The following is a 6576-nucleotide window of genomic DNA, read 5'->3' as shown; positions in this document are numbered from 1 at the left end:
CTTCATCACCGCCGATGGATGTGCATTCTACAGGATTCCCAACCCAATACAACCCCTATTTTTAAATAATTCAGCAAAATCATCACGATTGTTTATTTATTCTACAAAAATCGCACTTTTCTTCATTTCTTGAGCAGTAAAGGGACTGAATTGGATAAATGACTTAATCTTTTTTCTGTTTTATTCTGTTCCTGAAAGCGTAAAGGCCGACAATCTATGTATTCACAATAGCCCCCTTCCCCACTTTCGGTTTCTTCATTTATTTTCACTTGATAACTAAAACTTCCTACATAGCCCGCTGCCAGGCCAAATTTAAAATCTCCACGACTTTGCCCTTGTACCCAGATACAAGTACCGTCTGCATTTTCATAACACCATTCAAATTCGCGCGGCAAATACATACTCTGCCCATTAGGTGTCGTGACACGCGGATAAACACGATGAACTTTAAAATAAACTTTGCGATCGAACATTTGGGTCCGCATGTTTTTTAAATCACGCAGATAGATCCGCGACTGAACAATACGATTAAAACCATCCCGAATTTGCGCCAACAACAGTTGCCGGTTTTCACTAAGATTAATAATTTGATAAGTCAGGAAGGCCAAAGGCAGATAAGGAAAGTTAAAACTTCGCGCGTATTCAAAGCTTCCCAGACCATCAATCGTATATTGCTGCGCTTTATAGTTCACCGTTCCCTGACAATGACATAGCAAAGACCAGTGATCTGCCAAGGAAAACCGCATTTTGGTAAAATGAGAAATCAGTTGAATAGTTTGAATATTTAAATCCAAACTGAGCTCCGAGTCAGAACGTTGCAAACGAAAATTTGGGAAATTTCCGCTCAATTGCTCCCGATCCAGAAACTGAAACAGACCCGATTTAAAATGACAGTCCTGCTTGACCGAGTAGTGATGTAATTGCCCCACCATATGCGGACTCGAACTGCAAATCACGGTGGCGGTATCTAAGGCTGTGGTTTCGATTGCGCTCGGGTTTGACAGCATGGGTGCATTGGGTTGCCCGATAATACTCATAAAGTTTAAATAATAGAGCGGTGCCGGAAGCCCGGGGATCATCAAACCTTGATGAATAATTTTATATTTTGAGGTAGGACCATGATAGGCGGGATAGCGCGAAACAGCAGGAGTCTGATTTAGCTGTTTCGAACGATCTAAAAAATCTTGAAGAAACCGCATCTCAGACTCCTTATCTTTTTATAATGTACTCGATCTTTTTGCCATAAAGGTGGTCACAAAACCAGACAAAGCATAGAGAATAGAAATGACCAGAATGCCGACAGGAATATTATAAGTCATCGCTGCAAAGACGAATACGGCAATTGGTAGGACAAAAAATGGAACCCGTTTACGTTCTACAGTTTTAAATGAATAATATTTGATATTGGAAATCATCAACAAGCCCACCGCAATAATGACCACTGCGTTAATGACCTGAAGAGAAGGTTCACGAATATCAAAGATTTCTGGAAAATCCAGACCGACCCAGACCAATGACACAATCATGATGGCAGCCAGAGGACTTGCCACACCAATAAAATAACGTTTATCGACCACACCAATCTGTACATTGAAACGCGCCAGACGGAACGCAGCACAAGCAGTATAAACAAAGCATGCTGCCAGACCGATTCGGCCCAAATCGCTTAAGCCCCAGCTATACATTAAAATAGCGGGAGCTACACCAAAAGCCAGCATGTCAGAAAGCGAGTCAAACTGTTCACCGAACGGACTTTGTGCACCAATCGCACGTGCCACACGGCCATCCAATCCATCCAGTAATGCCGCAATAAAGATCGCATAAATCGCTTGTTGAAAATCACCATTCATACTGGCAATAATCGAATAGAAACCTGACAACAACGCTGCGGTTGTAATCAGATTCGGCCATAGATAGATGCCTCGACGCTTAACTTTTTGCCCTTCCTGGGTATGCTCCTCTTCTTCTACCTCAAAGGTGATGCCATCAAAAGGCACTTCAGTTGAAGAGTCGCGTTCCGGTTTGCTTATATTTGTCATTCTTGTCGATCCTAACTATGACCTGATCTTTAAAAAAATTACTCGCCCACTAACCAGCGAACTGCAGCGTGACCACCATTTTCACTCATGCGAAGATGCGGGAATAACCACTGTAGCGCTTCATCTGCATCTTCAGAGAATTTCCAAGGCGGGTTAATCACCAGCAAACCACAACCGTTCAAGCCTACTGGGGTATCATCCGGCCATACACAGACTTCACAAACCAGTTGACGGCGGATACCGGTCTTAAACATTTTCTTCTCGAAGCGTTCGATCATGGCACGGTCTTTAATTGGATACCAAACCGCGAATACACCTGTCGGCCATTTCTTATACGCGGCAACCAGCAGTTCGACCAACTGCGGGAAATCTTTACGCTCCAGTTCATATGGCGGATCGATCATCACCAGACCACGTTTTTCTTTCGGTGGAATGACAGCTAACAAACCTTCGTATGCATCACGTTCATGCAAACCGGCACGCTTGTCAAAAATATTATGACGAAGTTGCTGGAATACATCACGCTGCATTTCAAAAATGGTCGCTTTATCAATCTCGCGCATGCCTTCTAGGGCAAACCACGGTGAACCCGGATAAGCACCCTTACCAAAGTTTTCACGCATATTTTCAACAATTTTCAAATATTGTTGTACGCCTTCAGGTGCATTACGCTTGATCGAATCATCCAGCTTAACAAGACGATGAATACCGTTTAAAAACTCACCTGATTTTTGCGCTTCGGCAGTCGACAAATCATATTTACCTGCACCACCATGTGTATCTACATAGCGATAAGGTTTGTCTTTTGCATTCAGTCGAGTCAACAACTGAAGCAATAAAACGTGCTTCATGACATCGGCAAAGTTGCCTGCGTGGTAAGAGTGACGGTAATTCATGTTTCAATTATTCCTAAGATCAATTGCTATTTTAACATGAAAAACTATTTCGTTCAGAAACGATTATTGCACTAAAATAGCGGACCTTTTTTTACCACACTATCGAGAATTGAAAAAATGGAAGCAGTTATCATCCCAGGGGATTGGAATGTTGATCAAATCTTAGATGATTTAGATCAACATGGCTTTAGTATTGTTGACGATGCTTACTCTAGCGAATATCAACATGCAGTGAGTCAAGAATGCTTAAGCCACTTAAACGAATTTCGTAATGCAGCCATTCAAAATGGTGTCGTTAACAACATCCGTAGTGATCATATTCTTTGGTTACAACCTGAATTTCAAATTTCCCACCGACACATCCAAACACTTCAACAATTTTCCCAAATTTTAAACCGCGCGTTTTATTTAGGCATCAAAGATGTCGAAGCACATTTCGCTTGCTATCACGCGGGTGAGTTTTATGCTCTGCACCGTGACAACCCTCAAGATAAAAATGGCCGGATGATTTCCAGTGTGTATTATTTACATGGACAATGGCAGACGGACTGGGGCGGTGAACTACGCCTGCAGGACAAACATGGCCAGTGGCATATTATCCAGCCAAAACCAAACCGAATGGCGCTGTTCCAGAGCGATTTATTACATGAAGTTTTAATCTCTAAACAGCAACGTCTATCTATTACCGCCTGGCTAAGAAGTGATACCTCACTGCTCTAAGACGCGCTGCCGCTTTAAATTTTAATTTTTAACCTCATATAGCCATTATTGAGAAATGAGGATTGCGTTGATGCGATTAACAACCAAACAGATTATTCAACGTCTGGGTGAAACTGACCAATTGTATTTAAAAGGCAATACGCCGGAATTAACGCTTGAACGTGCTGATCTTCGTTTACAGCTGGTGACTTTAAGTGAACTGCGTCAGGAACAGCGACATTTCCTGCAAGAAGCCGTAGTGTTGCTGGAACAAGGCCGGGTAGAATTTGAAGAAATGCCGCTGCGCATGTATATCAACCTATCTTTGCATCTGGCCAAGGCTTATATGATGTTTTTTGAATTGACCAAAGAGCACCATTTCGCCCTGATTACTCAGCAAATTTTAAAGCCAATGGCCAGTTATGAACATGGGGACATTTATTTCTTTCTGGCCTATGCCAGTGCCAGTAAAAATGAGCCGGCCCTGACCCGCCACTGGTTAGGTAAGTACACCACCACTGCCGAATTTGAGCTGGAATTATTACAGCAGCATCATGCATTTAATGATTATCGTCAGCACGAATGGTTTAACAAAATATTAAAAAGCAAAATGCATTAAGCCAAAGAACAAAAACGCCTCAAATGAGGCGTTTTTTAATACAAGCTATATCATCTTATTTTAAATATCAGAAAAATGTAGGAAAAATGATCAAGCAGGTTGACGTCTATAAGCGTCCATGTGCAGTTGCTGATTCAGTTCATCGACCCAAATTGCCCAATCATCATCTTGTACCAAATGGCTGATTAATAAAGAACGCTGGGCTTTATTCCAGAATGGCGCATCATGCAAGGACAGCCCTGCTGGCAGTTGATGGGTGCGTACATACAATTCAATAGCCGCAGGACTATTGGCGAGACCGAGCTGAGAAAACAAGAGCTCTAAGGATGGTTGGTTCTTTGCGAGCATCGCGCCCTCCTTATATCAGATAAATTGTAATTATTTATAGATCTAACTTATAAGATAAGACAAAAAAAACCTAGTCCTTTGACTAGGTTTGTTGTTTCTTTTTGTATGAATGCATTTAAACGCTTTGTTTGTCGCTTTCCACATGTAAAAGCTGATTTAACTTGTCAATAATGACAATCCATTCATCATCTTGGTGCCAATGTTCACGCAGGAAGGCACTTTGTCCCTCACTCCAGAATTCGGCATCTGGCAATGCGACTTCAGATGGCAATTGATGGGTATGGGTAAATTGATTAATTGAGGCTTCATCAGAAGGCAAACCCAATTGTTCAAATAATAATTCTAAAGTTAACTGTTGTTCCGTAAGCATAAATAGACTCCATCGTAGTGTTAAATTATGAGCGTGTTGAGATTCGAATTCTTAGGTTGATTTATGGCTCGGTATGTCACAGGTACCTGAACCCTCTGCCTCAATATGTAATTGTTCATTCAATACATCGACAAAAATGGCCCAGTCATCATCTTTCTTCCAGTGACTGATCAGAAAGTCATGCTGTGATTTGCTCCAAAAAGGAGCTTTATGCAGTGGCACATCCATACCAATTTGATGCGTGCTAATAAACTCGTCAATCGCTTCCGGACTCGAATCCAGACCCAATTGTTCAAAGAAAAGTTCGAAGGTGGCGCGTTGCTCTAACATCTGAACCTCCATCTTTTTATCTATAATCTTGTTTCTACCTTAGAGGGCTCATAGCGAAAACTCAGTTGTCTCTCCTTCACAGCTTGTTATTTTTTGTTGATTAAAGTGAGTGATATAAAAAAAGCACCCCAAATGGAGTGCTTTTTCAACTTAATCTGAAAAGATCAAATTATTTAAGCATGTCAGCAATTGCTGCGCGCTCTTCTTCAAGTTCATTCAACGTGAAGTTGATACGCTCTTGACTAAATTCGTCGATTTCTAGACCTTGAACGATTTTGTATTCACCGTTTTCAGTCGTTACAGGGAAACCGAACATTACGCCTTCAGGAATACCGTAAGAACCGTCAGAAGGAATACCCATAGTTACCCATTCGCCGTTTGTACCAAGAGCCCAATCGCGCATATGGTCGATTGCAGCGTTAGCAGCAGAAGCAGCAGAAGACAAACCACGTGCTTCGATGATCGCAGCACCACGTTTACCAACAGTCGGAAGGAATGTATTTGCATTCCATTCTTGGTCGTTGATCATGTCTTTAACGCTTTCGCCGTTAATTGTTGCAAAACGGTAGTCAGCATACATAGTTGGAGAGTGGTTACCCCAAACTGTAAGATTTTTGATGTCTTTAACCGCTTTACCAGTTTTAGCAGCAATTTGAGATGCAGCACGGTTGTGGTCAAGACGTAACATTGCAGTGAAGTTTTTCGCTGGAAGATCTGGAGCAGATTTCATTGCGATGTAAGCATTCGTGTTTGCAGGGTTACCAACAACTAGAACTTTAACGTCACGGCTCGCAACTTCGTTCAATGCTTGACCTTGACCAATGAAGATTTCACCGTTCACTTTAAGCAGGTCAGCACGTTCCATACCTGGACCACGTGGACGTGAACCAACTAGAAGCGCGTAGTCAGCATCTTTAAATGCAACTTTAGGATCATCAGTACCGATCATGTCTTCTAGTAATGGGAATGCACAATCTTGAAGCTCCATCATTACGCCTTTAAGCGCTTGCTGAGCTTTCTCAAAAGGAACTTCGAGCAATTGCAAAATCACTGGTTGATCTTTACCTAGCATTTCGCCGCTTGCGATACGGAATAATAGGCTGTAACCAATTTGACCTGCAGCGCCAGTAACGGCAACACGAACTGCTTGCTTCATCTAATTATCTCCAATTGAGGATATTCAATGCGATTAAATAGTTAGTATTTAATCTAATAATCGTAAACGCGAAAGATTGTACTCCAATCCTTTGTCAGATGCATATAAAAGAGGACGGA

Annotated in this window: 9 protein-coding genes; 2 read left to right on the top strand and 7 right to left on the bottom strand. The window is 41.9% G+C overall.

Annotation, left to right across the window (positions count from 1 at the left end; genetic code table 11):
* Positions 1 to 122 precede the first annotated feature (122 nt).
* From ACTL4S_RS14600 to ACTL4S_RS14590, 3 genes are read right to left on the bottom strand one after another with little or no spacing between them, the layout of a single operon-like run.
* The gene (locus ACTL4S_RS14600; RefSeq protein ID WP_148335244.1) at positions 123 to 1199 is read right to left on the bottom strand and encodes a DUF6670 family protein; all 1077 of its coding nucleotides are present in this window, start codon (positions 1197 to 1199) and stop codon (positions 123 to 125) included.
* An 18-nt stretch (positions 1200 to 1217) separates the two neighbouring features.
* A complete protein-coding gene (gene pssA, locus ACTL4S_RS14595) occupies positions 1218 to 2039 on the bottom strand; it encodes a CDP-diacylglycerol--serine O-phosphatidyltransferase (protein WP_005108642.1) in 822 nt (273 codons plus the stop codon).
* 38 nt (positions 2040 to 2077) lie between these two features.
* Positions 2078 to 2935: a 23S rRNA (adenine(2030)-N(6))-methyltransferase RlmJ gene (locus tag ACTL4S_RS14590; protein ID WP_004732197.1), complete on the bottom strand. Its 858-nt coding sequence runs from the start codon at positions 2933 to 2935 to the stop codon at positions 2078 to 2080.
* 117 nt (positions 2936 to 3052) lie between these two features.
* On the opposite strand from ACTL4S_RS14590, the gene ACTL4S_RS14585 reads away from it, so the two are divergent.
* Both ACTL4S_RS14585 and ACTL4S_RS14580 read left to right on the top strand, forming a co-directional pair.
* Complete coding sequence (locus tag ACTL4S_RS14585; protein ID WP_191111887.1) at positions 3053 to 3655, top strand: 2OG-Fe(II) oxygenase; 603 nt, start codon at positions 3053 to 3055, stop codon at positions 3653 to 3655.
* A gap of 70 nt (positions 3656 to 3725) precedes the next feature.
* Positions 3726 to 4253: a hypothetical protein gene (locus ACTL4S_RS14580; protein WP_004281425.1), complete on the top strand. Its 528-nt coding sequence runs from the start codon at positions 3726 to 3728 to the stop codon at positions 4251 to 4253.
* A 90-nt stretch (positions 4254 to 4343) separates the two neighbouring features.
* Here ACTL4S_RS14580 and ACTL4S_RS14575 read toward each other — a convergent pair whose 3' ends face one another.
* From ACTL4S_RS14575 to ACTL4S_RS14560, 4 genes are all read right to left on the bottom strand, one after another.
* Positions 4344 to 4601 (bottom strand): DUF2789 family protein, encoded by a 258-nt coding sequence (locus ACTL4S_RS14575; protein ID WP_004645106.1) that lies wholly within the window; start codon positions 4599 to 4601, stop codon positions 4344 to 4346.
* Positions 4602 to 4716: 115 nt separating this feature from the next.
* Positions 4717 to 4971, bottom strand: coding sequence for a DUF2789 family protein (locus ACTL4S_RS14570; RefSeq protein ID WP_004645105.1), 255 nt, complete (start codon positions 4969 to 4971; stop codon positions 4717 to 4719).
* A gap of 51 nt (positions 4972 to 5022) precedes the next feature.
* Positions 5023 to 5301 (bottom strand): DUF2789 family protein, encoded by a 279-nt coding sequence (locus tag ACTL4S_RS14565; protein ID WP_213686840.1) that lies wholly within the window; start codon positions 5299 to 5301, stop codon positions 5023 to 5025.
* A gap of 169 nt (positions 5302 to 5470) precedes the next feature.
* Positions 5471 to 6457, bottom strand: a complete 987-nt coding sequence (locus ACTL4S_RS14560) for a malate dehydrogenase (protein WP_004645103.1) — start codon at positions 6455 to 6457, stop codon at positions 5471 to 5473.
* Between the last annotated feature and the right edge of the window lie 119 nt (positions 6458 to 6576).

The sequence above is a fragment of the Acinetobacter lwoffii genome (assembly GCF_052078135.1).
Taxonomy (GTDB): Bacteria; Pseudomonadota; Gammaproteobacteria; order Pseudomonadales; family Moraxellaceae; genus Acinetobacter; species Acinetobacter lwoffii_Z.
This window is presented reverse-complemented; position numbering and strand designations above follow the sequence as displayed.

Coding starts and splice junctions, on each gene's coding strand:
- ACTL4S_RS14575 (WP_004645106.1), bottom strand. CDS start 4,601: ATGCTCGCAAAGAACCAACCATCCTTAGAGCTCTTGTTTTCTCAGCTC.
- ACTL4S_RS14565 (WP_213686840.1), bottom strand. CDS start 5,301: ATGTTAGAGCAACGCGCCACCTTCGAACTTTTCTTTGAACAATTGGGT.
- ACTL4S_RS14590 (WP_004732197.1), bottom strand. CDS start 2,935: ATGAATTACCGTCACTCTTACCACGCAGGCAACTTTGCCGATGTCATG.
- ACTL4S_RS14570 (WP_004645105.1), bottom strand. CDS start 4,971: ATGCTTACGGAACAACAGTTAACTTTAGAATTATTATTTGAACAATTG.
- pssA (WP_005108642.1), bottom strand. CDS start 2,039: ATGACAAATATAAGCAAACCGGAACGCGACTCTTCAACTGAAGTGCCT.
- ACTL4S_RS14560 (WP_004645103.1), bottom strand. CDS start 6,457: ATGAAGCAAGCAGTTCGTGTTGCCGTTACTGGCGCTGCAGGTCAAATT.
- ACTL4S_RS14580 (WP_004281425.1), top strand. CDS start 3,726: ATGCGATTAACAACCAAACAGATTATTCAACGTCTGGGTGAAACTGAC.
- ACTL4S_RS14600 (WP_148335244.1), bottom strand. CDS start 1,199: ATGCGGTTTCTTCAAGATTTTTTAGATCGTTCGAAACAGCTAAATCAG.
- ACTL4S_RS14585 (WP_191111887.1), top strand. CDS start 3,053: ATGGAAGCAGTTATCATCCCAGGGGATTGGAATGTTGATCAAATCTTA.